Here is a 22,450-nt window from a genome sequence, read left to right as displayed (position 1 = left end):
CTGACCCACCCACCGGCCTGCGCCCAAATGCTCGTGACCGACTCGTGACCTCGGGCCGCAGTCTCAGAACCCCAGGCGCTGGAGCTGCTTGGGGTCGCGCTGCCAGTCCTTGGCGACCTTGACGTGCAGGTCGAGGAAGACCTTCTGACCGAGCAGCTTCTCGATCCCGACGCGAGCCGTGGTGCCGACCTCGCGCAGGCGCGACCCGCCCCGGCCGATGATGATCGCCTTCTGGCTGTCGCGCTCGACGAAGACGTTGACCCGCACATCGAGCATCGGGTCGTGCTCGGGCCGGCCCTCCCGCGGGACGATCTCCTCGACGACGACCGCGAGGCTGTGCGGGAGCTCGTCGCGCACGCCCTCGAGGGCGGCCTCGCGGACGAGCTCGGCGATCATCGTCTCGTCGTCCTCGTCCGTCAGCTGGTCCGTGGGGTACAGCGGGGCGGGTGAAGGGGGCAGGTGCTCGCCGAGCACGGCGAGCACGTCCTCGATCTGGTCGCCGCGCACAGCCGAGCAGGGCACGATCGCGGCCCAGTCCCCCAGCTGGTCGATGGCGATGAGGTGCTCCGCGAGACGCTCTCGGTCGACCTTGTCGGCCTTGGTGGCGATGGCGACGACGGGCACGCGCTTGGCGCGCTGCAGCTCGGCCAGGTCGGCCGCGATGTAGCTGTCCCCCGGCCCGATCTTCTGGTCGGCCGGCAGGCAGAAGCCGATGACGTCGACCTCGAGCAGCGTCTCGCGCACGAGGTCGTTGAGCCGCTCCCCGAGCAGGGTGCGCGGCTTGTGCAGCCCCGGCGTGTCGACGAGGACGACCTGCTGGTGGTCGCGCGTCACGATGCCGCGGATCGTGTGCCGCGTGGTCTGCGGCTTGCTCGAGGTGATCGCGACCTTGTCGCCGACGAGGGCGTTGGTCAGCGTCGACTTGCCGGCATTGGGTCGCCCGACGAGGCAGGCGAACCCCGCCCGCCAGGTGGCCTCGTCCTGGTCCTGCGTCATGCCCCGATCTCCTCCTGCTCGTGGCCGCCGGTGGCGTCGGCCGCGAGGGGCTCGACGATGACGGTGGCGATGCGGTGCTGTCGTCCGGACATCTTCTCAGCAGTGAGCGACAGACCGGCCACCTCGGCGCGGGCCCCGATGATCGGGACCCGGCCCGTGACCTTGCCGATGAGCCCGCCGACCGTGTCGACCTCCTCGTCGTCGAGGTCGACGCCGTACAGCTCGCCGAGGTCGTCGACGTGCATGCCGGCGGGGACGCGGTGGCGCCCGTCACCGAGGTCCTCGATACCGGGCCCCTCGCGGTCGTACTCGTCGGTGATCTCACCGACGATCTCCTCGAGGATGTCCTCGATCGTCACCAGGCCGGCCGTGCCGCCGTACTCGTCGACGACGATCGCGGCGTGGATCTGGTCGCGCTGCATCTCACGCAGCAGCTCGTCGACCGGCTTGCTCTCGGGGACGAAGGGGGCCGGCCGCATGAAGTCCTCGACCGCCCGCCCGGAGCTCCTCTCGTCCGCGAGCACCTGTCGCACGACGTCCTTGAGGTAGAGCAGCCCGACGATGTCGTCGGTGTCGTCCCCCACGACGGGCACCCGGGAGAAGCCGGAGCGGATGAAGAGGTTGAGCGCCTTGCGCGCCGGCTTGTCGGACTCGATGGTGATCATGTCGGTGCGCGGCACCATGACCTCGCCCGCGAGCGTGTCCCCGAGCTCGAAGACGGAGTGGAGCATGTCGCGCTCCTCGTCCTCGATGATCGCCGACTCCCCGGCGAGGTCGAGCAGGTCGCGCAGCTCGGCCTCGGAGCGGAAGGGTCCGTCGCGGTACCCGCGCCCGGGGGTCACGGCATTGCCGAAGGTGACGAGCAGGCGGGCGACCGGCCCGAGCAACCGCCGCATCCAGATGACGAAGGGAGCCGTCGCCAGCGCGATCGCGGTGCTGTGCTGGCGACCGAGGGTGCGCGGCGAGACGCCGACGAGCACGAAGGTCACGACGACCATGATCGCGGCGGAGACGAGCAGCGCCAACCACGTCCGCTCGACCTGGTCGACGACGACGAGGGTGATGAGCACCGCGGCCACGGCCTCGGCGACGGCGCGCAGGAAGGCGATCACCGAGATCGGCCCGGCGCTGTCGGCGAGGATCTCGCGGAGGGCGGGGGCCCCCCTTCGTCCCTCGCTGTCCGCCTCCTCGGCGGCGACGCGCGAGGCGGAACCGATCGCGGCGTCGATGAGGGTGAGGCCGAACGCGGCGACGATCGAGACGATCGCGCCGACGATGAGGCTCGTCACCCCGTGTCCCCCCGGCCACGGGTCGCGAGGAAGGTCAGGAGCAGCTGGCGCTGCAGCTCGAACATCTCCTTCTCCTCGTCCGGCTCCGCGTGGTCGTAGCCGAGCAGGTGGAGGATGCCGTGGGTCGTGAGCAGCAGCATCTCCTCGATCGTGGCGTGCCCGGCGGCGACCGCCTGGGCCTCGGCGACCGAGGGGCACAGGACGATGTCGCCGAGGACACCCTCGAGCGGGCTCTCCCCCTCGCGGCCGGGCCGCAGCTCGTCCATGGGGAAGCTCATGACGTCGGTCGGCCCGGCGAGGTCCATCCACTGCTCGTGCAGGACGGTCATCGTCGGCTCGTCGACGAGGCGGATGCACAGCTCGGCCTGCGGGTGCACACGCATCTGCTCGAGCACGTAGCGGCTGAGGTCGACGAACTCGGTCTCGTCGACGGTGTGGTCGGTCTCGTTGAGGATGTCGACGCTCATCGGCGCTGCCCCTTCGTCGCGTCGTAGCGGTCGTAGGCGCCGACGATCTCGCCGACGAGCCGGTGCCGGACGACGTCGGAGGCGTCGAGGTGGACGAACTCGACGCCCTCGATGTCGGTGAGGATGCGCTGGACGACCTTCAGGCCCGACTCGGTGCCGCCGGGCAGGTCGACCTGGCTGGTGTCACCCGTGACGACCATCTTGGAGCCGAACCCGAGGCGGGTGAGGAACATCTTCATCTGCTCGGGCGAGGTGTTCTGCGCCTCGTCGAGGATGATGAAGGAGTCGTTGAGGGTGCGGCCGCGCATGAAGGCCAGCGGGGCGACCTCGATGGTGCCCGCGGCCATGAGGCGCGGGATCGACTCGGGGTCGATCATGTCGTGCAGCGCGTCGTAGAGCGGTCGCAGGTACGGGTCGATCTTGTCGCCGAGCGTGCCGGGCAGGAAGCCGAGCTTCTCCCCCGCCTCGACGGCCGGTCGGGTGAGGATGATCCGCGCGACCTGCTTGGCCTGCAGGGCCGCCACGGCCTTGGCCATCGCGAGGTAGGTCTTGCCGGTGCCCGCCGGCCCGATGCCGAAGATCACCGTGTTGTCGCCGATCGCGTCGACGTAGTGCTTCTGGCCCAGCGTCTTGGGGCGGATCGTGCGGCCGCGGTTGGAGACGATGTTCATCGTCAGCACGTCGGCCGGCCGCTCCCGGGTCTGGCCGCGCAGCATGGTGATCGCGCGCTCGACCGCGTCCTTGTTGAGCGGGTGGCCGGCCTCGACGATCTCCATGATCTCGTCGAGGAGCCGGTCGATGACCTCGAGGTCATCGGCGGGACCGCGCAGACGGAACTCGTTGCCGCGCACGAGGATCTCGGTCTTGGGGAAGGCCCGCTCCATGGTGCGCAGCAGCTCGTCGGTCGGACCGAGGACGCTGACCATGGGCATGTTGTCGGGCAGGACGATGGTCTGCTGGACGCTCGGGGCGCCGTCGGGGGCAGCCGCTCGGGGGTCGTCGGAGATCGCGTCGAGCGCGCGCAGGTCGGGATGGTCGGATTGAGGCATCGTGCTCCTGATCCTACGGGCCCGTGGGTCCCGCGGGCGACGGCCGTGCGGCGGTCGGGAGCCCGATCACCGGGTCGGTGAGCTGCCGCTCCCGCTGGATCGTCGGGTCGCGGCGCAGATCACCGGCCGAGTACCGACGCGAGAGGGCGAAGGGGGTGAGCCCGGCGGCCGCGTAGCCGTCGGCGACCATGGCGTGCTCGATCGCGCCGAGCAGCGCTGCCGGGTCGGTGACGCCCAGCTGCCACCAGCCGAAGGGGGTCTCGCCCGCCGTCGGCTGGTACCGGTAACCGCCGGAGAAGGCCTCGATGGCCTCGTGGGTCCCGGTGGGGCTGTTGGTCCACCCGTTGAGGACCACGCCGGGGGGGAAGGCCGCCCGCTGGCGGTGGAGGGCGATGGGCATGCGGGTCATCGCGCGGACGCTGCGCGCGATGAAGACGCGTCCGGGGTCGAGGCTCGCCCACGGGAGGACGTCGTACCCCCCGCGCAGGCCGCGCAGCACCAGGCCGTGGGCGTGCACGTCGTAGCGGTACCGCCGCGCCGCGAGCAGTGCGCCCGTCGCTGCCAGGACCGCGACGACGACCGTGACGGCGCAGGCGGCGACGGCCGCCACCAGCGCGGCGCCCGGGGCGAGGAGCAGGACGAGGACACCGAGGACGACGCCGACGCCGAGACCGACGCCGACGATCCGCACCCACGCACCGACGCCGATCCCACCACGGAACCGGGCGACGAGCGGACCCATGCGGCCCGGGGTGGCCGACGAGAACCACGCCAGTGCCTCGTGGTCCGCGGTCGTCCCGCCGGACCACCGGTAGAAGGCCCGGCTCACTGGGCGGCGACCCACGATCGCCAGGTGTCGACGACGACCTGACCGGGCGCCCCGCGGAAGGCCATGTGCTCACCCATGCGGCGCCCGAGGAAGACCGCGGCGTCCTGCCCCACGTGGATGTTGAGCACGTCCGGGGTGGCCTGGCCGGGGCTGATCGCCATGAGCGAGGTCGAGTGCGTGCAGTCGGCGAGGAAGGAGTTGTCCTCGGTCTGCGTCTCGAGCTGCGCCGGCGTCAGGTCGGCCTCGACCGCGGCCGCCGGGGCCCCCGCGGTGACACCGACGACCGTGAGGAAGAGCTCCTCCTCGTCCTCGACCCGCACGATGTGGAAGCTGTGCATCCCGGCGGGGGTGACGACCTCGCGCAGCCACAGCCCACCCTCGAGCGGACGCAGGAGGTACCACCAGGGGCCGTCGTCACGCGCGGTCTGCGCGGACAGGCGCGGCTCGGTGTCGCGCAGGCGCAGCGTCGCCAGCACCGGCTCGGCGAGCCGGTAGGCCTCCTGGCCGCTCTCGTCGACGAGCTGGAGGAACTGACCGCGCGCCGTGAGCGCCCGGAGCGTGGCGAACTGGGTCAGCTGCTTGGCCTCGACGACGAGGGAGGAGTACCAGACGCCCATGGGTCCGGCCGCGTCCTCGGACCCGAGGTAGGCGACGAGCTCCTCGTCGGTGAGGGTGCCGATCTCGAGCGGCAGCTGCGAGGTGCGGGCGGTGTCGAGCAGCTCGGCGCACACGCGCTGGGCCTCGTCGCTCGCCACGAGGTCGAGCAGCGGCGCCTCGGCGGCGGTGGTGTCGGTCACGAGAACAGCCCTCCGATGGTGTTGAGGCCGGACGAGAGGACACTACCGGCGTCCTCGACGAAGCTCTGCGCGCTGTCACCGATGTCGGACAGCCGGTCTCCCGTCCAGTCCCACGCCTGCTGCGCGCCCGCGGCGATGTCGTCACCCCACTGGCTGACGACGAAGGAGCCGATGGCCAGGCCGCCGGCGACGGCCCAGCCGACGGGCCCGGAGGCGATGAGGAGGGGCGCCGCGACCGAGGCGATGCCCAGGCCGCCGGAGATCGCCTGGGACCAGTCGCCCTCCCGGACCCCCTGGACGAGGTCGTAGGCCCCGACACCGACGGACAGCGGACCCAGGAGGCGACCGAACCCACCGGAGAGGGCGGCCAGCCGGCTGGAGTTGAACAGGGGCGCCAGGCGCGAGCTGCCGAAGAGTGCCGCTGCCCCCCTGCCGAAGAGCGGGTGGGTCAGCTCCGCCTGCAGGTAGAGCCCGAGCCGGGCGGCCGGCGAGAGGATCGGACGGGTCAGCGCCGGGATCCCGCTCAGCAGGGCACCGAGGCCGCGACCGGCGTTGAGCGCCCTGATGATGTCGTTGACGCCGTCGAGGGCCCCGACGCGTCCGACCCACGTGGAGAGGTTCTCCAGCCACGGGACCCCCTCGGGACCGGACGGCCCGCCGGGACCGCCCGGGCCGGGGCCGGTGGGCAGACCGCCTCCGCCGAGGACGCTCCCCGTGGAGGACGACGTGTCGTCCTGCTCCCCCGCCTCGGCGCGCAACCGCGTGCTCAGCATCGACAGGGTCTGGCCGGCGGCCTGGAGCGACCTCTCGGCAGCGCCCCACTCGCGTCCGAAGTCCTCCAGGTCGGGACCCGCCCACGCGCCGTGGAGCACCGAGAGCTGCCCGCGCCCCCGCGTCCCGAGCTCCCCCAGCTGCTCGCTGCTGCGCTGCAGCCGACCCGCGATCAGGTGGATGCGAGCCGCATCCATGCCCTCGGTGACGCTCATGTCTGCTCCCCTGCTCCTCGGCCTCGGTCCTGCTGAACACTAGGGGCGCCGCAGCGGCCGCGCGAGGGGGAGGACTCCCCCTTCGCTCAGTGCCAGCGGCCGCGAGAGCTCACGACGGCGATCGCGGCGGGTCCTGCCGTGGAGGCCCGCAGGACCTGCGCTCCGAGACGCACCGGGGTCGCGCCCGCGGCGACCAGGCGCTCGACCTCCTGCGGCGAGATGCCGCCTTCGGGACCGACGACGAGGAGGACCTCACCGGCCTCGGGCAGGTCGACGGTGGCGAGCGGGGTGGTCGCGTCCTCGTGCAGGACGAAGGGGGTCACCCCCGCCCCGCAGAGGTCGGCGAGCCCCGCGGTGGTCACGAGGTCGCCGAGGCGCGGCCACCGGCCGCGCCGGGACTGCTTGGCCGCGCGCTCGACGACGTTGGCCCACTTGCGGCGACCCTTGTCGACCTTCGGGCCCTTCCACCGGACGATCGAGCGGTCCGCCTGCCAGGGCACGACGGCGTCGACGCCGAGCTCGGTCGCGGCCTCGACCGCGTCCTCGTCCCGGCCGTCCTTGGAGAGCGCCTGCACGAGCGTCAGGCGCACGGACGGCTCCGGCTCGTCGGCGCGGGCCGTGACCCGCAGGCGCACGAGCTCGCCGGCCACGGCCTCGGCCGTCGTGAGCACCCGGGCGCCGCCCCGGTCGGCGACGAGCGCCTCCTCCCCCACGGCGAGGCGCATGACCGTCGCCGCGTGGTGCGCCTCGGGACCGGTGAGGTCGACGACGCCGTCGACCCCGAGGCCGTCGAGGGCCCCGGGGTCGACGAGGAAGAGCGGTGCGGTCACGCGGTCAGCGTCCCTTGAAGGCGTGGCGCAGGCGCCCGACGAAGCCGGAGTCGACGTCGTCGAGCTCGCCGTCGGGCTGCTCCTCGTCGCGGACCTGCGCGAGCTGGCGCAGCAGCTGCTCCTGCTCCGCGTCGAGCCTGGTGGGCGTGCGCACGTCCATGTGGATGACGAGGTCGCCGCGGCCCTCGACCCGCAGGTGGGTCACGCCCAGACCGGGCAGGACGATCGTGTCGCCCGGCTGGGTGCCGCGCTTGACGGCGATCTCCTGCTCCCCGTCGAGGGTCGCGAAGCTCATCGTCACGCCGAGTGCCGCCGCGGTCATCGGCACCGAGACCGAGGCGTGCAGGTCGTCCCCGCGGCGGGTGAAGGTCGCGTGGTCACGCACGCGCAGCTCCACGTAGAGGTCGCCGGCCGGACCGCCACCGGGACCGACCTCCCCTTCGCCCGCGAGATGGATGCGGGTGCCGGAGTCGACCCCGGCGGGGATGCGCACCTTCATCGTGCGGCGGCTGCGGACCCGGCCCTGGCCGGAGCACTCGTGGCAGGGGTTGGGGATGACCTCGCCGTAGCCCTGGCAGGTCGGGCACGGACGGGTCGTCATGACCTGCCCGAGGAAGGAACGCTGCACCTGCTGGACCTCACCGCGGCCACCACAGGTGTCGCAGGTGCGTCGGCCGGTGCCGGGCTGGGCACCGTCGCCGGAGCACGAGCCGCAGACCGCCGCGGTGTCGATCGTCAGGTCCTCCTGGCCGCCGAAGACGGCGGTCGCGAGGTCGATCTCCAGCCCGACGAGGCCGTCCTGGCCGCGCGAGGAGCGCGAGCGGGGGCCGCGGCCGCCGCCGCCACCGGCCTGGCCGAAGAACTGCTCCATGATGTCGCTGAAGCTGAAGCCGGCACCGAAGCCCTCGTGCGCCCCGCCGTACGGGTCGGCGCCCATGTCGTACTGGCGCCGCTTGGTCTCGTCGGAGAGCACGTCGTAGGCCTGGGAGACGGCCTTGAACCTCTCCTCGGCCTCCGGGCCCGGGTTGACGTCCGGGTGGAGGGTGCGGGCGAGCTTGCGGTAGGCCCGCTTGATCTCCTCGGGCGTGGCCTGCCGGCTGACGCCGAGGTCCTCGTAGTAGTCGTTCACGCGTGACGTCCTCGTGGGTCGTGGTGGTGGTCGGTGCGGGTGGACGCCGGTCAGGCGTCCATGATCCGCGAGAGGTAGGTGGCGACGGCACGCACCTGCGCCATCGTCGCCGGGTAGTCCATCCGGGTCGGGCCGAGCACGCCGACGGCGCCGACCTGCTCGTCGCCCGAGCCGTAGCCCGAGGTGATGAGCGAGGTGCTCTGCAGCCCGGTGACGGGGTTCTCGGAGCCGATGCGCACCGAGACGCCCGTGGCGTCGTGGCCCGCCTCGGCACTGAGCAGCCGCAGCAGCACGACGTGCTGCTCGAGCGCGTCGAGCACCGGCTCGAGCGTCATCGGGAAGTCGCTCGAGCTGCGGGCGAGGTTGGCCGTGCCGGCCAGCGTCACCTTGGTCGCGCGCTCCTCGGCGAGCGCCTCCTCGAGCGCCGCGAGCACCCCCGCCGTCAGGGCGTCCTCGGTCTGGCTGTCCTCCTCGTGGAGGGTCGCCAGCGAGGTGAGGGCGTCGGCGAGACGACGCTCCCGGGTCGCGGCGTTGATCCGGGCCCGGGCGCTCGCCAGGGCGTCGGCCCCCGCCGTCGTCAGGTAGTCGACGCCGATCGGCACGATGCGCTGCTCGACCCGACCGGTACCCATGATGACGACGACCATGAGCCGGGTCTCCGCCATCGGCACCAGCTCGATGTGCTTGACGGTGCTGCGGGTGAGCGAGGGGTACTGCACGACGGCGACCTGGCGGGTGAGCGTCGAGAGCAGCCGCACCGTGCGGTCGAGGACGACGTCGAGGTCGTCGGCGCCCTCGAGGTAGTCGGTGATCGCGGCCCGCTCCCCCTTCGACATCGGTCGGATGGCGGCCAGCCGGTCGACGAAGAGCCGGTACCCGGCATCGGTCGGGATCCGACCGGCGGAGGTGTGCGGCGCGACGATGAGGCCCTCGTCCTCGAGGACCGCCATGTCGTTGCGGACGGTCGCCGCGGAGACGTTGAGCTGGTGCCGGTCGAGCAACGCCTTGGAGCCGACGGGCTCCGAGGTCTGCACGTAGTCCTCGACGATGGCGCTGAGCACGGCCATCCGGCGTTCCTGACTCATGCTGCCTCCTTCGCTGGCACTCGGTCCGACTGAGTGCCAAGTCTACGACCGCGCGCCGCATTCCCCGAAGTCCGGCGTGCCGTCGCCCGGGTGTCCCCCCTTCGTCCTACCGTCGATGCCCGTGAACGATCGATACGGCAAGGATGTCCTCTCCGGCGACTGGAAGTCGAAGGGGAGGCTGTCGCGCCCGACCTCCCGCGCCCTGGAGGCGACCCGCGGCACGGTCGTCGAGGACGTCGAGACCGGCTGGGTCGGCGCCGTCGTCGCGGTCGAGAAGGCCGGCGGCGTCCACGTCGTGCACCTCGAGGACCGCCGCGGCCGGGTCAAGGCCTTCCCGCTCGGCCCCGGGTTCCACGTCGACGGTGCGCCCGTCACCCTGACGGCGCCGAAGGGGGCGCAGCGCGCGGCCCTCGCCGCCGCCCACCAGGCCGCCTCGCGCACCGCGAGCGGGTCGGTGGCGGTGCACGACAAGAGTGCGAAGGTCGCGCGGGCCTCGCGCATCTTCGTCGAGGGGCGGCACGACGCCGAGCTCGTCGAGAAGGTGTGGGGGCACGACCTGCGGGTCGAGGGCGTCGTCGTCGAGCCGCTCGACGGCGTCGACGACCTCGCGGCGGCGATCCGGGACTTCGGGCCCGGCCGGGGCCGGCGGATGGGCGTGCTCGTCGACCACCTCGTGCCCGGCAGCAAGGAGTCGCGGATCGTCGCCGAGGCCAACCGGGTGGCACCCGACCACGTGCTCGTGGTCGGGCACCCCTTCGTCGACGTGTGGCAGTCGGTCCGGCCGCAACGCCTCGGCATGGAGGCCTGGCCGACGATCCCGCGGTCGACGGAGTGGAAGCGCGGGATCTGCGCCCATCTCGGCTGGCCGCACGAGACGCAGGCGGACATCGCCCGGGCGTGGAAGCAGATCCTCGGCACCGTGCGCTCCTACGCCGACCTCGAGCCCTCCCTGCTCGGGCGGGTCGAGGAGCTCATCGACTTCGTCACCGCCCTCGAATGACCTGAACCCGCATTCCCCTAGGGCAATGCGGGTTCACTCTGCATTGCCCTAGGGCAATGCAGGCCGGGGTCAGTCCCTCGGGCCACCGGCCACGTAGATGACCTGGCCCGAGACGAAGCCGGCCTCCTCGGACAGGAGGAAGGACGCGGTCGCGGCGATGTCCTCGGGCTGACCGACGCGGCCGACCGGGGTCTCCTTCGCGGCGTGCGCGAGGAAGTCCTCGAAGGGCACGCCGATGCGCTCGGCGGTCGCGGCCGTCATGTCGGTCTGGATGAAGCCCGGGGCGATGGCGTTGGCGGTCACGCCGAACTTGCCCAGCTCGATGGCCAGGGTCTTGGTGAACCCCTGCATGCCGGCCTTGGCGGCCGAGTAGTTCGTCTGACCGCGGTTGCCGAGGGCGGAGGTGGAGGAGAGGTTGACGATGCGCCCGTACTTCTCGGCCGTCATGTGGGCCTGGGTGGCCTTGGTCATGAGGAAGGCGCCGCGCAGGTGGACCGCCATGACGGAGTCCCAGTCGTCGACGGTCATCTTGAAGAGCATGTTGTCGCGGATGATGCCGGCGTTGTTGACCAGGAGGGTCGGGGCGCCGAGCTCCTCGGCGACGCGGGCGACGCCCGCCTCGACCTGGTCGGGGTCGGAGACGTCCACGCCCACGGCGAGGGCGGTGCCGCCCCCTTCGGTGATCTCGTCGACGACCACCTGGCAGGCGGACTCGTCGAGGTCGAGGACGGCGACGTGGTGGCCGTCGGTGGCGAGTCGCAGGGCGATGGCCCGGCCGATCCCGCGGGCGGCTCCGGTGACGATGGCGGTACGCGTGGTGGTCATGGGTCCATCGTGCGCCACGCGTACCGGTCGGTCACAGCGCGGTCCGCGGACCGGTCACCGTCGGTGGACGCGGGGCGGCTTCCACGGCGGCTCGGTCGGCAACATCCAGCCGCGCTTGCGGGCGAGCATGCAGACCCCGCCACCGACCACCAGTGCGCCGAGCGAGGCGATCGGCCCGGACGTCAGGAGGTGGAGCAGGACGAGCGCCGACCCCCCGGCGAAGGCCGCCGTCGCGTAGAGCTCGGAGCGCTGCAGGATCACCGGCACGTTGCCGAGCATCATGTCGCGCACGACACCGCCGCCGCACGCGGTGAGGACACCGAGCAGGACCGCCGGGAGCCAGTGGATGTCGTGGAGCAGCGCCTTCTGCGTGCCGACGACCGCCCACGTGCCGAGCGCGACGGCGTCGACCCACGGGAAGATCTGGCGCCAGCGCCGTCCCTCGAGCGGGACGAGGTAGGCGATGGCCGCGGCCACGAGGGCGACGGTGAGGTAGCGCAGGTCGGTCAGGGCCACCGGCTGCACGTCGAGCAGCACGTCGCGGATCGCCCCGCCGCCGAGCGCGGAGATGATGGCCATCACGGTGAAACCGACGGGGTCGAGCTGGTAGCGCCGGGCCACCGCTCCCCCGAGCAGGCCGTTGGCGAGGACGCCGAGCAGGTCGAAGAAGCCGATGAGGTCGGGGATCTCCGGGACGTCAGGCACCGGTCACCCGCACGGGGTCGGGGGCACCGGCCACGAGGTGGTGCACGACGGTGTCGGCGAGCAGCCGTCCGCGCCGGGTCAGCACGACCCGCCCGCGCAGGGCGGCCGGCCCCTCGACGAGGCCGTCGGCGACGAGGCCGGCGACCGCCCTCCGTCCGTCGGCCGTGAGGACAGCTGTCGGCAGTCCCTCGCGCAGGCGCACCCCGAGCAGGATCTGCTCGTCGGCCCGCTGCTCCGCGGTCAGCTCCTCGCGCTCGGCCGCGGGGTCGCCGCCGGCGAGGTGCGCCGCCCAGGTGGCGGGGTGCTTGCGGTTCCACCAGCGCACGCCGTCGACGTGGCTGTGGGCACCCGGCCCGACGCCCCACCAGTCGTGGCTGCGCCAGTAGGCCTCGTTGTGCCGGCACCGGTCGGCGTCGGTGCGTGCCCAGTTGCTGATCTCGTACCACTCGTACCCGGCGGCCGCGAGGAGCTCGTCGGCCAGCTCGTACTTGTCGGCCTCGTCGTCACCGGTCGGCATCGGCAGCTCGCCACGCCGGACGCGCACCGCCATCCGGGTGCCCTCCTCGACGGTCAGCGCGTAGGCCGAGAGGTGGTCCGGCCCCAGCGCGATCGCGGTCTCCAGCGAGGTGCGCCACTGCTCCAGGCTCTCCCCCGGCGTGCCGTAGATGAGGTCGAGGCTCACGGAGAGCCCGGCGGCGCGGGCCGCGGCGAGGGCGCGCGAGACGTTGGCCGGGTCGTGGGTGCGGTCGAGGGTCGCGAGGACCTCGGGCACCGCCGACTGCATGCCGATGCTCACCCGCGTGAACCCGCCGTCGGCCAGGACCCGCAGGGACTCCTCGGTGACGCTGTCGGGGTTGGCCTCGGTCGTCACCTCGACGTCGTCGGCCAGCCCCCAGCGCCTCCGGACCGCGTCGAGGAAGCGCACGAGGTCCTGCGGCGGCAGCAGCGTCGGTGTCCCTCCGCCGACGAAGACCGTCGAGACCGGCGGCGCGTCGGGGACCGCGGCGGCGGCGAGGTCGAGCTCACCGATCGCGGCGTCGACGAAGGTGGCCAGGCTCGCCCCCTTCGCTCCTCCGACGGGGCCGAGCTCGGTCGCCGTGTAGGTGTTGAAGTCGCAGTAGCCGCAGCGGACGGTGCAGAAGGGCACGTGCAGGTAGATGCCGAAGGGGGGACGCACCGGCCCATCCTCCCACCCGGTGGCTAGCGTGGCTCCCATGACCAGGTGGATCGAGCTCGATGGCGTCGTCAACATGCGTGACCTCGGTGGCCTGCCCACCCGCGACGGTCGCGGCACCCGGGAGGGCCGGCTCATCCGCAGCGACAACCTCCAGGACCTGAGCGAAGGGGACGTGCGTCACCTCGTCGAGGAGCTCGGCGTCACCGACGTCGTCGACCTGCGCAGCAACGTCGAGTACGAGGTCACGGGTGAGGGTCCGCTGCGCGCGACCCCCCTGACGCACCACCACTTCAGCCTGCTGCGCGAGGACGTCGACGCGCAGACCACGGTCGAGGAGGCGCTCGCGCTGCGCTGGCAGCGCGACGAGTCGGTCGTGCGCGACGGCGAGTTCTGGGGTCGGCACTACACGGGCTACCTCAGCACGCGTCCCGACTCGGTCGCCGCTGCCCTGGCCGCGGTGCGCGACAGCGCCGGCGGCGCCGTGGTGCACTGCGCGGCCGGCAAGGACCGCACGGGCACGGTCGTGGGGATGGCGCTGGCCGTCGCCGGCGTCCCCGAGGAGGAGATCATCGCCGACTACGTGCGCACGGCCGAGCGGATCCACCGGATCATGGAGCGGCTCGTCGAGGTCGAGCCCTACCGCCGCTCGCTCCCCCACCACAGCATCGATGACCAGACGCCGCGCGCCGAGGCGATGGAGGCCGTCCTGACCCATCTGCACGAGGGCTTCGGTGGGACCGTCGGCTGGCTGACGACCACGGGGTGGGAGGAGGCGGAGGTCGAGCGCCTCCGCGCCCGCCTGACGACCTGACGCTCAGGCGGCCTGCTGCGGCTTCGCGGTCACGTAGACGGGGATGACGCCCTCGACGACCACGACGCCGTCGGTGCGCACCGCCCTGACGCGGATGTCGACGTCGTACGGCGCCTCGCCGGCCCACTGCTCGGGGTCGGTCTCGGCGACGCACAGCAGGTCGGTCGTGGACTTCGCGAGGTAGCGCACCTGCAGGCCGCGGGGCAGCCAGCGCTGGTCGGACGGGCAGGTCGCCTCCGCGAGCAGCCCCATCGCGGCCTCGAGCCCGTTGCACACCGCGATCGCGTGCAGGGTGCCGATGTGGTTGTGCACGCGCCTGCGGTTGCTGATCGACAGCTCGGCGTGGTGGGCGCGCACCTCACGCACCTGCGGGCGGACCGTCGCGAAGTACGGCGCCTTGACGCTGTAGAGGAGGGAGAAGATGCGCTTGCCCGCGGGGAGCCGGGTGAGGCGCTGGTACAGGTCGAAGGTCTGCTGGGCCATGCGCACCAGACTAAGCCAGCGCTTACCTGTCCCGACGGATGTGCTACTTCTTGGCCTTGTCCACCGCGTTGTCGTCGGACGAGAGGGCGGCGATGAAGGCCTCCTGCGGGACCTCGACGGTGCCGATGTTCTTCATGCGCTTCTTGCCCTCCTTCTGCTTCTCGAGGAGCTTGCGCTTGCGGGAGATGTCACCGCCGTAGCACTTGGCGAGCACGTCCTTGCGGATCGCCCGGATGTTCTCCCGGGCGATGATCCGCGCGCCGATGGCGGCCTGGATCGGCACCTCGAACTGCTGCCTGGGGATGAGCTCCTTGAGCTTGCCGGCCATCATCGTGCCGTAGGCGTAGGCCTTGTCCTTGTGGACCACGGCGCTGAAGGCGTCGACGGTCTCGCCCTGCAGCAGGATGTCGACCTTGACGAGGTCGGCGACCTGGTCGCCGGACTCCTGGTAGTCGAGGGAGGCGTAGCCGCGGGTCTTCGACTTCAGCTGGTCGAAGAAGTCGAAGACGATCTCGGCCAGCGGCAGCGTGTAGCGCATCTCGACGCGGTCCTCGGAGAGGTAGTCCATGCCGCCGAGCTGGCCGCGCTTGGACTGGCACAGCTCCATGATCGCGCCGATGAACTCGCTCGGGGCGAGGATGGTCGCCTTGACGACCGGCTCGCGCACCTCGGAGACCTTGCCGTGCGGGAACTCGCTCGGGTTGGTCACGGTGATCGTGGAGCCGTCGTCCATCGTCACCTCGTAGACGACGTTGGGCTGGGTCGAGATGAGGTCGAGGTCGAACTCCCGCTCGAGGCGCTCGCGGACGATCTCCAGGTGCAGCAGACCGAGGAAGCCGCAGCGGAAGCCGAAGCCGAGCGCCGCGGAGGTCTCCGGTTCGTACACGAGCGCCGCGTCGTTGAGCTTGAGCTTGTCGAGGGCGTCGCGCAGCGTCGGGTAGTCGCTGCCGTCGATCGGGTACAGCCCCGAGAAGACCATCGGGTTGGGGTCCTTGTAGCCGCCGATCGCCCGGTCGGCCGGCGTGCCCGCGTTGGTGACGGTGTCGCCGACCTTGGACTGGCGCACGTCCTTGACGCCGGTGATGAGGTAGCCCACCTCGCCGACGCCCAGGCCCTTGCTCGGGATCATCTCGGGCGAGATGACGCCGATCTCGAGCAGCTCGTGCGTCGCCCGGGTCGACATCATGACGATCTTCTCGCGCGGGTTGAGGTCACCGTCGACGACCCGCACGTACGTGACGACGCCGCGGTAGTTGTCGTAGACGGAGTCGAAGATCATCGCGCGGGCAGGAGCGTCTGCGTCGCCCACGGGGGCGGGGAGCTTGGCGACGATCTGCTCGAGGAGCTCCTCCACCCCTTCGCCCGTCTTGCCGCTCACCCGGAGCACGTCCTCGGGCTCGCAGCCGATGAGGCCGGCGATCTCCTCCGCGTACTTCTCGGGCTGGGCCGCGGGCAGGTCGATCTTGTTGAGCACCGGGATGATCGTGAGGTCGTTCTCCATCGCCAGGTAGAGGTTGGCGAGGGTCTGCGCCTCGATGCCCTGCGCGGCGTCGACGAGGAGGACCGCCCCCTCGCACGCGGCGAGCGAGCGGGAGACCTCGTAGGTGAAGTCCACGTGTCCCGGGGTGTCGATCATGTTGAGGCAGAAGGTCTCCCCGTCCTGCTCCCACGGCATGCGCACGGCCTGCGACTTGATGGTGATGCCGCGCTCACGCTCGATGTCCATCCGGTCGAGGTACTGGGCGCGCATCTGCCGCGCCTCGACGACGCCGGTGATCTGGAGCATCCGGTCGGCGAGCGTGGACTTGCCGTGGTCGATGTGCGCGATGATGCAGAAGTTGCGGATCTGCGCCGGCGGGGTCGCGTTGGGCGGGAGGGCCTCACGGGCCTGCGGTGACACGGGTGGTGGACCTCGGGGTTCGTCGGGACAGGGGTCGGCCTCCATCCTCCCACGGACGGGGAGCCGCTCCGGCAACCCGTCAGAGACGGGAGACGCCGTCGTACCCGCCCGGCAGCCGACCGAGTCCGAAGATCTCCCCGATCGTCGGTGCCACGTCCATCGTGTGCGCGACCGCCGTGCGCGTGCCCGGTCGCACCAGCGGCGAGCCGCCGGCGATGACGAAGGGGATCGGCTCGGTCACCGGGTGGCCGTGGTTGCCCGGGATCGGGTTGTCGAGGACCGTGGGGTCGGAGAAGCGCCAGCCCGCCTTGCAGTAGGCGACGAGGTCACCCGCGACGTCGCTCAGCCGCAACTGCGCCGGGGTGTGGACGGACAGGACGCCGGGTTGCGCGAGCACGAGCCGGCGCAACCGCTCCAGGCCCTGGCTCCGCTCAGCCGCGGGTCCGGTCCAGTACAGGCAGTCCGCGCCGCCGTTCTGCGCGATCTCGACCTTGTCCCGCAAGGACGGGTCGGCCGAGATGGGGGTGCCCAAGGAGATGACGCGGTGCGCGAAGGACCAGTCCATGGAGTGATCCGCGAGGACGATGACGACCGACTGCTCCCATGTCCCCTTCGTCCTCAGGTGGTCGACGAACTGCCCGATCAGACGGTCGGTGCTGAGCAGGGCCGCCGAGCGCAGCGCCGGCAGGTCGACCGCCCCGCCGAGGTCGGCGTGCCCGACCCGGTCGATGTCACCGAAGTTGGCGAGGACGAGGTGCGGGTCGGCCTCGTCGACCATCTCCACGAGCGCGTCGTAGGTGTAGGCGTCGGGCGCGTGGTCGGTGATCGGCATGAGCGGCTCGGGCTCCCACCGGTAGGTCGCCCGGTCGCCGAAGACCCCGAAGAGGTAGTCCTTGGACAGGACGGTGCCGGTGGTCAGCCCCTTGTCCCGCAGTCGCTCCAGGACGGTGCGCACCTTGATGTCGGTGGGCTGGTCCATGTCCCGGACCGTGCCCAGACCACGGTCGTAGATCTTGTTGGCCGGCACGCCGGTGCGGTCCGGTCGCACGCCGCTCATCATCATCACGTGGTTGGGGATGGTCTCCATGATCGGCAGCGACCGGGCGTTCGGGTACCAGGTGCCGTCGCGGCGAAGGGCGTCGATGTTGGGGGTGCTGAGGCCGTTGATCTCGTCGGGGCGGAGCCCGTCGGTGACGAGCACGTAGACGCGACGGGTGTCGACCACGGGCGCGGCAGCGGCCCACGGGGCCCCGGCCACTCCCGAGATCGCGATGGTCGCGCCCGTGGCCAGGCCCGCCGCGAGGACGGTGCGTCGGGTGGGCGTGCGGGCGTGCTGTTTGGTGTCGGTCATCGTGTCTCCGTCGTCAGCTCGCCGGGTACCAGACACGGCGGGTGCGGTTGGTGGCGGGCAGGGTCTCGAAGCCGGCGCTCCAGCGTACGGCGGAGTCGCGATCGGTACGGTCGGCCAGTGCGTACCAGTCCATCTGGGCGCGCGAGGGCGTCAGGGTGAGCACCGAGTAGCCGTGCCGGTCGAAGTCGAGGTATCGCACGTGCGGGTTGTCGGTGCGGATGGCGGCCTCGACGCCGAGCGAGACGGTGCGCGGCTCGACGCCGAGGATGTCGTCGAGGTTGTCGGAGGTGACCGACGTCCCGACCCACTCGACCGCGACCGACCTGCTGAGCGGGTAGGTGCCGACGTCCTTGGGGATGTCGCAGGCCCACGCGGAGTGGATGTCACCCGTGAGGAAGACGGTGTTGTCGATCGCGTGGTCGGCGAGGTGGTCGATGAGCTCGCGGCGGTCGGCGGTGTAGCCGTCCCACTGGTCGACGTTGTACGGCAGGCCGTCCGGCGGGAGGAGGCCACCCATCTCGTGGACCGCGTTCCCGACCTCCGCGTCGACCGCCGCGAAGGTCACGGGCGTGATCATCACCGGGTTGCCGACGAGCTTCCAGGTGGCGGTGGACTCGCTGAGCGAGGACTTCAGCCACGTCATCTGTGCGTCACCGGTGATCGTGCGATCCGCGTCGCCGACGGCGCCGGGCGCCGCCGGGGAGGCCTGCTTGCTGCGGTAGCTGCGCAGGTCCAACATCCGCAGGTCGGCGAGCGTGCCGAACCCGAGGTGTCGGTAGATCTGGCTCCCGTCGCCCAGCGCGGTGCTCCCGGACAGACGGATCGGCATCCACTCGTCGTAGGCACGGCGAGACGCGGCCGCGCGGTCCTGCCACGAGCCCTCCGTCCCGGGCTGGTGGTTCTCCGCTCCCCCGCTCCACGCGTCGTTGGCGCTCTCGTGGTCGTCCCACGTGGTGATGCACGGGGCGGCCCCGTGCAAGCGCTGCAGATCCGGGTCGGTCTTGTAGTGACCGTGGCGCACCCGGTAGTCGGTGAGGGTGACGATCTCGCGGGCGGGCTCGCTCGCACGCACCGCGCCGCCCCTGGCGCCGTACTCGCCTGTCGGGTACTCGTAGAGGTAGTCGCCCAGGTGGAGTACCGCGTCGAGCGCGCCGTGGTCGGCCAGGTGGCGGTAGGCCGCGAAGTACCCGGCCTCCCAGTTGGAGCAGGAGACGATCCCCAGGCGCAGCTTGGGGGGCGTCGACGTGGGTGCCGGTGCGGTCGCGGTCCAGCCCGTGCGCGAGATCTGGCCCCCGCTGCGGAAGCGGTAGGCGTAGCGCGTGCCCGGCGACAGGCCGGTGGCGTCGACCTTGACCGTGTGGTCGCGCTCGGTGCCGGTGGAGACCCGGCCCCTGCGGACGATGCGGGTGAAGGACTCGTCCGTGGCGACCTCCCAGTCGACCTGGACGCGCGCACCCCTGCCGGAGCCCGGGGTCGCGTCGGCGCTCGGGGTCACGCGGGTCCACAGCACGACGGCCGTGGGGAGCGGGTCGCCCGAGGCGACACCGTGGAGGAAGCCGGTGGCGCCGGTGGCGGCCTGCGCCGTGGAGGAGCGGGTGAAGGGCGTGGCGCCCGCGGTGACGACGGCGGCGACCGTGGCGCCGCGCACGACGTCGCGACGGGCGGGACCGGGCCCGGGGACAGGGGAACTGACGTCGGTGGGCATGCGGGCAAAGTTGGTGCCCCCGGGTGACGCGCAGGTGACGGCCCGATGGCGTGCAGGTCCGCCGACCCGTGAGCCTTTTCACCCCGTGACCACGGCCACTACCGTGGGGGGACATGAGCGGCTACCCGGGCGACTTCGTCGGCATCCCCGAGATGCGGTGGGCCCCGACCCCGGACGACCCCACCCCGTCCCCCGGCGAGGTCGTGTGGACGTGGGTGCCCTTCGAGGAGGACCACGCGCAGGGCAAGGACCGGCCCGTGCTGCTCGTCGGCCGGGACGGCGAGTGGCTGCTCGGCCTGCAGCTGACGAGCGCCGACCACGACCTCGATGCCGAGCAGGAGGCCGCCGAGGGGCGCCGGTGGGTCGACGTCGGCGCGGGCGCCTGGGACGGACGGGGTCGTCCGAGCGAGGCCCGCATCAACCGCGTCCTGCGGGTGGACCCGGAGCAGGTCCGCCGCGACGGCGCGGTCCTCGACGAACGCGTCTTCGCCGCCGTGGTCGAGGGCGTGCGGGCGGTCGCCGCCGGCCGCGACTACGACGACGACCCGGCCTGACCCCCTTCCCTGCATTGCCCTAGGGGAATGCAGCTTCACGGGCATGACGAAGGGGGCCGGTCACCTCGCGGTGACCGGCCCCCTTCGTCTGGGGTCAACAGATCAGATCTTGTTGACGGCCTTCGCCAGCGCCGACTTCTTGTTGGCGGCCTGGTTGGCGTGGATGACGCCCTTGCTCACGGCCTTGTCGAGCTTCTTGCCGGCCGTGACCAGCGCGGTCTTGGCGGTCTCGGCGTCGCCGGTCTCGACGGCCGTGCGGACCTTGCGGATCCACGTGCGCAGCTCGGACTTGTGCGCGCGGTTGCGCTCGGTCCGGGCCGCGTTGGTCTTGACGCGCTTGATCTGGGACTTGATGTTTGCCACAAGAATCTTTCTGACTGGGTTGGTCGAGCTTCTGCCGTTAGAGGGCGGCAAGGCATCTCGGGACCGGCGTGGGGACACCGTGGGAGAGACGCCCTGGGTGGTGCTGCGATGCGCGCACGACCATGCGCGCACGCGATGGACAAATCTAGCAGCGGCGAGCAGGCGCGGACAAACCCGGGGTGGTTCAGCCGCCGTTGCGCTCACGCGTGATGGTGAGCACGGCCTTCTCCACGGCGTAGACGGGGTCGCGCCCGCCGCCCTTGACCTCGAAGTCTGCCGCGGCGACGGCCTGGATCGAGCGACCGAGCGCGTCGCCACCCCAGCCCTGCAGCGCGCGGCGGGCCTTGTCGACCTGCCAGGGGGCCATCCCGAGCTCTCGGGCGAGGTCGGCGCTGCGACCGCGCCCGGCTCCCCCGACCCTGGCCAGCTGCCGCAGCTGCTGGGCGAGGACCGCGACGATCGGGACGGGGTCGACCCCGACGTTGACCGCGTGGCGCAGCAGGCGCAGCGCCTCACCCGTCTGGCCGGCCACCGCGGCGTCGGCCACCTTGAACCCGGTGGCCTCGACGCGACCACCGTGGTACCGCTCGACGACGTCGGCGTCGATGACACCGGTCGTGTCGTCGACGAGCTGCTGGCAGGCGGAGGCCAGCTCGCGCACGTCCTTGCCCACGGCCTCGACGAGCGCCTGGACGGCCCCCGCATCGGCCTTGCGCCGAGCACGCCGGAACTCGTTGGTGACGAACTCGGCCTTGTCCCGGTCGCTCTTGATGGCGGGCGCCTCGAGGACGAGCGCCCTGGCCTTCTTGAGGGTGTCGAGCACCTTCTTGCCCTTGTTGCCCGAGGCGTGGGTGACGACGAGGGTCACGCCGTCCTCGGGGTCGGCGAGGTAGGCGAGCAGGTCGAGCTGCAGGACGTCGGGGGCCAGGTGCAGGTCCCGCACGACGATGACCTTGTCCTCGCCGAAGAGCGAGGGGCCGGCGTGGATGGAGAGCTCACCCTCCTCGTAGCCCTCGGCGCGCAGGGTCACGACCTCGAGGTCGGGCGCACCGACGCGCACGTCGGCGACGACCTGGTCGACGGCACGGTCGGCGAGGACGGTCTCGGGCCCCTGGACGAGGACGAAGGGGGGCGTGCTCAAAAGAGCGCCACCTTGGGCACCCGCGGGAAGATCTCGTCGAGCTCCGCCTCGTCCTGCGGCGTCGGGACCCACCCCGCGGCCCCGGCGTTCTCGGCCACCTGCTCGGGGCGGGTCGCGCCGGCGATGACGCTCGCGACGCTCGGGCGGGAGGCGAGCCACGAGAAGGCGACCTGCACCTCGGTGAGGCCGCGCTCCCGGGCGAAGTCGCCGAAGGCCCGCAGCTGGTCGAGGTCGGCCCCCTCGATGATCTCGGGGCGGGATGCCAGACGGCTGCCCTCGGGCGCCGTGCCCGAGGAGTACTTGCCGGTGAGCAGCCCCCGGGCGAGCGGGAAGTACGGCAGCACCCCCAGCCCGTACGCCTCGGCTGCGGGCGTGACCTCGAGCTCCGCGCGGCGGTCGAGCAGGTTGTAGTGGCTCTGGCTCGAGATGAAGCGTGGACCGCCGCGCTCGCGGGCGACGTGCTCCGCCTCGGCGATCTGCCACCCGGCGCGGTTGGAGTGCCCGATGTAGCGCACCTTGCCGGAGCGCACGAGGTCGTCGAGCGCGTCGAGGGTCTCCTCGATGGGCGTGAGGGGGTCAGGGGAGTGGAACTGGTAGAGATCGATGTGGTCGGTGCCCAGGCGCCGCAGGGACGCCTCGACGGCGCGGACGATGTAGCGGCGCGAGCCGCGCGCGCCGAAGTCCTCGCCGTTGGTCCCGCCCATGTCCATGCCGAACTTCGTCGCCAGGACGGCTTCGTCGCGGCGCGAGCCGAGCGCCCGACCCAGCATGGTCTCGGAGAGCCCCGGCTCTGCGCCGTACACGTCGGCCACGTCGAAGAGGGTGATCCCGCAGTCGAGCGCGGCGTGCACGACGGCGTCCGTACCCTCCTGCGTCTCGCTGGCGGTGCCGCGGCGACCGAGGTTGTTGCACCCCAGACCGACGGCGGAGACGGCGAGACCAGAGCGACCGAGGCGGCGGATGTCCATGGCGCTCAGG

The 22,450-nt window shown here is 72.0% G+C and carries 23 protein-coding genes; 3 read left to right on the top strand and 20 right to left on the bottom strand.

Going from position 1 to position 22,450, the window contains the following annotated elements:
* Positions 1-63: 63 nt before the first annotated feature.
* The 10 genes from era to hrcA form a co-directional block, all read right to left on the bottom strand.
* Complete coding sequence (gene era, locus JT1_RS03460) at positions 64-996, bottom strand: GTPase Era (RefSeq protein WP_068323058.1); 933 nt, start codon at positions 994-996, stop codon at positions 64-66.
* Positions 993-2,285 (bottom strand): hemolysin family protein, encoded by a 1,293-nt coding sequence (locus JT1_RS03455; RefSeq protein ID WP_068323055.1) that lies wholly within the window; start codon positions 2,283-2,285, stop codon positions 993-995. The genes era and JT1_RS03455 overlap by 4 nt, the downstream gene beginning before the upstream one ends.
* The gene (ybeY, locus tag JT1_RS03450) at positions 2,282-2,752 is read right to left on the bottom strand and encodes an rRNA maturation RNase YbeY (RefSeq protein WP_068323052.1); all 471 of its coding nucleotides are present in this window, start codon (positions 2,750-2,752) and stop codon (positions 2,282-2,284) included. The genes JT1_RS03455 and ybeY overlap by 4 nt, the downstream gene beginning before the upstream one ends.
* Entirely contained in the window at positions 2,749-3,801 is a 1,053-nt protein-coding gene (locus tag JT1_RS03445; RefSeq protein ID WP_082807440.1) for a PhoH family protein, read from the bottom strand. The genes ybeY and JT1_RS03445 overlap by 4 nt, the downstream gene beginning before the upstream one ends.
* 13 nt (positions 3,802-3,814) lie before the next feature.
* Positions 3,815-4,645 carry a hypothetical protein gene (locus tag JT1_RS03440; protein WP_169701830.1) on the bottom strand — a complete coding sequence of 277 codons (831 nt, stop codon included), beginning with the start codon at positions 4,643-4,645 and terminating at the stop codon, positions 3,815-3,817.
* Entirely contained in the window at positions 4,627-5,427 is an 801-nt protein-coding gene (locus JT1_RS03435; protein WP_068323046.1) for a hypothetical protein, read from the bottom strand. Before JT1_RS03435 ends, JT1_RS03440 begins: the two co-directional genes overlap by 19 nt.
* The gene (locus JT1_RS03430; protein ID WP_068323043.1) at positions 5,424-6,413 is read right to left on the bottom strand and encodes a hypothetical protein; all 990 of its coding nucleotides are present in this window, start codon (positions 6,411-6,413) and stop codon (positions 5,424-5,426) included. Before JT1_RS03430 ends, JT1_RS03435 begins: the two co-directional genes overlap by 4 nt.
* 86 nt (positions 6,414-6,499) lie before the next feature.
* The gene (locus JT1_RS03425) at positions 6,500-7,243 is read right to left on the bottom strand and encodes a 16S rRNA (uracil(1498)-N(3))-methyltransferase (RefSeq protein ID WP_068323040.1); all 744 of its coding nucleotides are present in this window, start codon (positions 7,241-7,243) and stop codon (positions 6,500-6,502) included.
* Positions 7,244-7,247: 4 nt separating this feature from the next.
* Entirely contained in the window at positions 7,248-8,372 is a 1,125-nt protein-coding gene (gene dnaJ / locus JT1_RS03420) for a molecular chaperone DnaJ (RefSeq protein WP_068323037.1), read from the bottom strand.
* 50 nt (positions 8,373-8,422) lie between these two features.
* Positions 8,423-9,457 carry a heat-inducible transcriptional repressor HrcA gene (hrcA, locus tag JT1_RS03415; RefSeq protein ID WP_068323034.1) on the bottom strand — a complete coding sequence of 345 codons (1,035 nt, stop codon included), beginning with the start codon at positions 9,455-9,457 and terminating at the stop codon, positions 8,423-8,425.
* Between the two features lie 121 nt (positions 9,458-9,578).
* Between hrcA and JT1_RS03410 the strand changes: the two genes are divergently transcribed.
* Positions 9,579-10,457, top strand: a complete 879-nt coding sequence (locus tag JT1_RS03410) for a DUF3097 domain-containing protein (protein WP_082807439.1) — start codon at positions 9,579-9,581, stop codon at positions 10,455-10,457.
* 69 nt (positions 10,458-10,526) lie between these two features.
* Here the strand turns inward: JT1_RS03410 and fabG are convergent, their stop codons facing one another.
* Genes fabG through hemW form a run of 3 tightly spaced genes read right to left on the bottom strand, consistent with a single transcriptional unit; the run spans position 10,527 to position 13,203 of the window.
* Positions 10,527-11,282 carry a 3-oxoacyl-ACP reductase FabG gene (gene fabG / locus JT1_RS03405; protein ID WP_068323028.1) on the bottom strand — a complete coding sequence of 252 codons (756 nt, stop codon included), beginning with the start codon at positions 11,280-11,282 and terminating at the stop codon, positions 10,527-10,529.
* Positions 11,283-11,336: 54 nt separating this feature from the next.
* On the bottom strand, positions 11,337-11,987 hold the full coding sequence (locus tag JT1_RS03400) for a trimeric intracellular cation channel family protein (protein ID WP_068323027.1): 651 nt from the start codon (positions 11,985-11,987) through the stop codon (positions 11,337-11,339).
* Positions 11,980-13,203 carry a radical SAM family heme chaperone HemW gene (gene hemW, locus JT1_RS03395; protein WP_439645738.1) on the bottom strand — a complete coding sequence of 408 codons (1,224 nt, stop codon included), beginning with the start codon at positions 13,201-13,203 and terminating at the stop codon, positions 11,980-11,982. Before hemW ends, JT1_RS03400 begins: the two co-directional genes overlap by 8 nt.
* Between hemW and JT1_RS03390 the strand changes: the two genes are divergently transcribed.
* A complete protein-coding gene (locus tag JT1_RS03390; RefSeq protein ID WP_068323019.1) occupies positions 13,202-13,975 on the top strand; it encodes a tyrosine-protein phosphatase in 774 nt (257 codons plus the stop codon). The genes hemW and JT1_RS03390 overlap by 2 nt on opposite strands.
* Positions 13,976-13,978: 3 nt before the next feature.
* Here JT1_RS03390 and JT1_RS03385 read toward each other — a convergent pair whose 3' ends face one another.
* Genes JT1_RS03385 through JT1_RS03370 form a run of 4 tightly spaced genes read right to left on the bottom strand, consistent with a single transcriptional unit; the run spans position 13,979 to position 19,414 of the window.
* Complete coding sequence (locus tag JT1_RS03385; RefSeq protein ID WP_068323016.1) at positions 13,979-14,458, bottom strand: hotdog fold domain-containing protein; 480 nt, start codon at positions 14,456-14,458, stop codon at positions 13,979-13,981.
* Positions 14,459-14,501: 43 nt separating this feature from the next.
* Positions 14,502-16,403, bottom strand: coding sequence for a translation elongation factor 4 (gene lepA / locus JT1_RS03380; protein WP_422388934.1), 1,902 nt, complete (start codon positions 16,401-16,403; stop codon positions 14,502-14,504).
* A 34-nt stretch (positions 16,404-16,437) separates the two neighbouring features.
* Positions 16,438-17,709 (bottom strand): alkaline phosphatase family protein, encoded by a 1,272-nt coding sequence (locus JT1_RS03375; protein WP_082807437.1) that lies wholly within the window; start codon positions 17,707-17,709, stop codon positions 16,438-16,440.
* Positions 17,710-17,722: 13 nt separating this feature from the next.
* Positions 17,723-19,414, bottom strand: coding sequence for an alkaline phosphatase D family protein (locus JT1_RS03370; protein WP_068323010.1), 1,692 nt, complete (start codon positions 19,412-19,414; stop codon positions 17,723-17,725).
* Positions 19,415-19,527: 113 nt separating this feature from the next.
* Here JT1_RS03370 and JT1_RS03365 point away from each other — a divergent pair, with 113 nt between their 5' ends.
* Positions 19,528-19,968 (top strand): type II toxin-antitoxin system PemK/MazF family toxin, encoded by a 441-nt coding sequence (locus tag JT1_RS03365; RefSeq protein WP_068323007.1) that lies wholly within the window; start codon positions 19,528-19,530, stop codon positions 19,966-19,968.
* A gap of 102 nt (positions 19,969-20,070) precedes the next feature.
* On the opposite strand, the gene rpsT is transcribed toward JT1_RS03365, so the two are convergent.
* The 3 genes from rpsT to JT1_RS03350 all read right to left on the bottom strand — a co-directional run bounded on the left by rpsT (position 20,071) and on the right by JT1_RS03350 (position 22,440).
* Positions 20,071-20,331 carry a 30S ribosomal protein S20 gene (gene rpsT / locus JT1_RS03360; protein ID WP_068323005.1) on the bottom strand — a complete coding sequence of 87 codons (261 nt, stop codon included), beginning with the start codon at positions 20,329-20,331 and terminating at the stop codon, positions 20,071-20,073.
* A gap of 184 nt (positions 20,332-20,515) precedes the next feature.
* Complete coding sequence (gene holA, locus JT1_RS03355; RefSeq protein WP_068323002.1) at positions 20,516-21,472, bottom strand: DNA polymerase III subunit delta; 957 nt, start codon at positions 21,470-21,472, stop codon at positions 20,516-20,518.
* The gene (locus JT1_RS03350; RefSeq protein ID WP_068322999.1) at positions 21,469-22,440 is read right to left on the bottom strand and encodes an aldo/keto reductase; all 972 of its coding nucleotides are present in this window, start codon (positions 22,438-22,440) and stop codon (positions 21,469-21,471) included. Before JT1_RS03350 ends, holA begins: the two co-directional genes overlap by 4 nt.
* Between the last annotated feature and the right edge of the window lie 10 nt (positions 22,441-22,450).

The sequence above is a fragment of the Janibacter terrae NBRC 107853 genome (assembly GCF_001591405.1).
Taxonomy (GTDB): domain Bacteria; phylum Actinomycetota; class Actinomycetes; order Actinomycetales; family Dermatophilaceae; genus Janibacter; species Janibacter terrae.
Note: the sequence above shows the minus strand (reverse complement) of the source record. Positions and strands in the feature narration are given on the sequence as shown.

Excerpts from the sequence above, each read along its gene's own strand:
- JT1_RS03375 (WP_082807437.1), bottom strand. The coding sequence starts at position 17,709 with ATGACCGACACCAAACAGCACGCCCGCACGCCCACCCGACGCACCGTC.
- JT1_RS03365 (WP_068323007.1), top strand. The coding sequence starts at position 19,528 with ATGAGCGGCTACCCGGGCGACTTCGTCGGCATCCCCGAGATGCGGTGG.
- JT1_RS03430 (WP_068323043.1), bottom strand. The coding sequence starts at position 6,413 with ATGAGCGTCACCGAGGGCATGGATGCGGCTCGCATCCACCTGATCGCG.
- lepA (WP_422388934.1), bottom strand. The coding sequence starts at position 16,403 with ATGGAGGCCGACCCCTGTCCCGACGAACCCCGAGGTCCACCACCCGTG.
- fabG (WP_068323028.1), bottom strand. The coding sequence starts at position 11,282 with ATGACCACCACGCGTACCGCCATCGTCACCGGAGCCGCCCGCGGGATC.
- JT1_RS03390 (WP_068323019.1), top strand. The coding sequence starts at position 13,202 with ATGACCAGGTGGATCGAGCTCGATGGCGTCGTCAACATGCGTGACCTC.
- JT1_RS03370 (WP_068323010.1), bottom strand. The coding sequence starts at position 19,414 with ATGCCCACCGACGTCAGTTCCCCTGTCCCCGGGCCCGGTCCCGCCCGT.
- ybeY (WP_068323052.1), bottom strand. The coding sequence starts at position 2,752 with ATGAGCGTCGACATCCTCAACGAGACCGACCACACCGTCGACGAGACC.
- hemW (WP_439645738.1), bottom strand. The coding sequence starts at position 13,203 with ATGGGAGCCACGCTAGCCACCGGGTGGGAGGATGGGCCGGTGCGTCCC.
- hrcA (WP_068323034.1), bottom strand. The coding sequence starts at position 9,457 with ATGAGTCAGGAACGCCGGATGGCCGTGCTCAGCGCCATCGTCGAGGAC.
- JT1_RS03350 (WP_068322999.1), bottom strand. The coding sequence starts at position 22,440 with ATGGACATCCGCCGCCTCGGTCGCTCTGGTCTCGCCGTCTCCGCCGTC.
- JT1_RS03385 (WP_068323016.1), bottom strand. The coding sequence starts at position 14,458 with ATGGCCCAGCAGACCTTCGACCTGTACCAGCGCCTCACCCGGCTCCCC.
- JT1_RS03445 (WP_082807440.1), bottom strand. The coding sequence starts at position 3,801 with ATGCCTCAATCCGACCATCCCGACCTGCGCGCGCTCGACGCGATCTCC.
- era (WP_068323058.1), bottom strand. The coding sequence starts at position 996 with ATGACGCAGGACCAGGACGAGGCCACCTGGCGGGCGGGGTTCGCCTGC.